Source organism: Planktothrix sp. FACHB-1355 (genome assembly GCF_014748295.1).
GTDB lineage: Bacteria > Cyanobacteriota > Cyanobacteriia > Cyanobacteriales > Aerosakkonemataceae > Aerosakkonema > Aerosakkonema funiforme_A.
On the sequence record NZ_JACJUP010001174.1, the window covers coordinates 1 to 2,096 of the forward strand.

The window sequence follows — 2,096 nt, forward strand, 5'->3', positions numbered from 1 at the left end:
CCTGAGTTTCCGGCCAAAACTGGCGGTGCAGGATTTCGCCGTTGTACTCCACAGCTATCAAACGCGGATGGAAACCGAGCTGTTCTAACAAATCGGGTAACTTAGTTTGAGCAACGCAAGTACGGGATTCCCCGTTAACTCGTAAGGTTATTGGACTGGACATGAGACTGAGGCAAATGTGCTTTCAAAGCTCGCAGCGTTTGCAGGCGAGATAGTTGAGAGAGAAAATACTGTGTAACTAAAGTTGGCTGCTCTGCCTCCATAATCGCTCTGACCGCAGCGATCCGCTCTGCTCCAGCCGATAGTACATCGTTGAGATTTGTCGGATCGATACCCCCAATCGCAAACCAGGGTACAGAGGCATTCTGAGCCGCATAGCGCACGTATTCCAGACCTGCGGCAGCTTTTCCAATTTTAGTCGGAGTTTCGTATACTGGCCCTACACCGATGTAGTCGGCTCCTTCTGCGATCGCTCGTCGCATTTCATCGGGATTTGTGGTAGAACGACCGATGATGCGGTGAGGGCCAAGTAACTGTCGTGCCATTGCGATCGGCAGATCCTGCTGTCCCAAGTGTACGCCATCCGCATCTACTGCCAAAGCCAGATCGACGCGATCGTTCACAATAAACAACGCCTCGTACCGTCGGCACAACTGGCGCAGTTTCTGCGCTGTCTCCACCCGCACATCATCATCTGCGTCTTTATCGCGATATTGCACCAGTGTCAATCCGCCTTGGAGCGCAGCTTCCACAACAGCAAACAGATTTTCCGACTCAGAGGTTACCAAATACAAATGACTGCGGAGCAACTTCTGCTGACGCTGATAACCCAGCAAATTGCTTTCCAGCGTATAGATTCGATAGCGCATCTGCTTAAACGCTGTCCCCATCTCCGGGTGGTAAAGCTTACCGTACTCTTCCAACACCCGCAGCGCTTCTTCTATGCGGCAAAGGTTCGCCTGCAACAGTTGCTGAATGCCAGCGCGTTCTTCTTCTTGCGGATGAGATAAATCTGTGCCCACATCGCCCAGAGTATCTCGAAAAGCCCGCAGATCTTGAGTATGCCATTTGGCTATTTCCTGCCGCAGTTGCTTGCATTCGCCAGCCAACTCGCTGCTGTCCAAACCAAAGCGACACCATTCTTCCACGATTCGCAAACCTTCGCGAGCTCGGTCTAAGTTGGCATCTAGGATTCGGCAAACAGCAGGCTGTGCTTGTGCGGGCAAGTTTGGGAATGGCTTCTTCAGCTCGTATCGATCGCCCATCGGAACAACTCCACTCTTATTTGCGGCAGTGGGTAATAGAGATTGTAATTATGTCAACATTCAGCAAATTTTTCAAATCGCTGTTGCTGGTGCAATGATTGTACTGGAAAATTTCCACATTATTCTGTTCGGTCATCGGTCAAGTGTCAGCTGTGATTTTTTTTATCCGTACACCGTACATATCCGTATCATAATATCAGTCAAACAAATGACAACTGACAAATGACTGTTAACTATTGACAATTGAGTAGGGGCGGGTTTTGTACTACAACCATAGACTTGTGATGGGAGCGATCTGACTAAACCCGCCCCTAAGTTTATATCAGGGGTTCGCCACAAGCCAAGTTTTGGCTTTTACCTTCACTAACTGCCAGGAGGATAGCGACATATGAATTTAAAACACTCATACCCGCAGCGAAAAAATTATTCATTAAAACCAATCCCTACCAGCATCTCAGATAAAAACAAATACAGCCAATTAGGAACGATCGCAACACTGGGAATCGCGATCGCCCTGTCCCCGTGGGTCAACACCGCTGCGATCGCGCAACTGCCAATACAGAGAACATCTGTAGAATTAGCCCAGAGTACCGCCCAAACAACCCAGTTGTTTGTCAATCCCGCCAACGGTAACGATACAGCTGGCAACGGCAGTAACGGTTCTCCTTTCAAAACCATCACCCAGGCACTGCGGGTAGCCCAACCCAACACCACGATTATCCTCGCACCGGGAACCTATAGCGAAGAAAGCGGCGAAACTTTTCCAATTATCCTCAAGCCTGGGGTCAGCATCCAAGGCGACCCCGCCAACAAAGGCCGCAATGCGATTAT

Annotated in this window: 3 protein-coding genes; 1 reads left to right on the top strand and 2 read right to left on the bottom strand. The window is 49.7% G+C overall.

Going from position 1 to position 2,096, the window contains the following annotated elements:
* The coding region (gene thiS, locus H6S82_RS30385) for a sulfur carrier protein ThiS (RefSeq protein WP_191057261.1) at positions 1 to 163 on the bottom strand (163 nt) is incomplete at its 3' end.
* Positions 135 to 1,265 (bottom strand): thiamine phosphate synthase, encoded by a 1,131-nt coding sequence (locus H6S82_RS30390; protein ID WP_190464593.1) that lies wholly within the window; start codon positions 1,263 to 1,265, stop codon positions 135 to 137. The genes thiS and H6S82_RS30390, both read right to left, overlap by 29 nt.
* Positions 1,266 to 1,653: 388 nt before the next feature.
* Here H6S82_RS30390 and H6S82_RS30395 point away from each other — a divergent pair.
* Positions 1,654 to 2,096, top strand: a 443-nt coding sequence (locus tag H6S82_RS30395) for a DUF1565 domain-containing protein (protein WP_191057262.1), incomplete at its 3' end; no start/stop codon positions are given.

Excerpts from the sequence above, each read along its gene's own strand:
- H6S82_RS30390 (WP_190464593.1), bottom strand. The coding sequence starts at position 1,265 with ATGGGCGATCGATACGAGCTGAAGAAGCCATTCCCAAACTTGCCCGCA.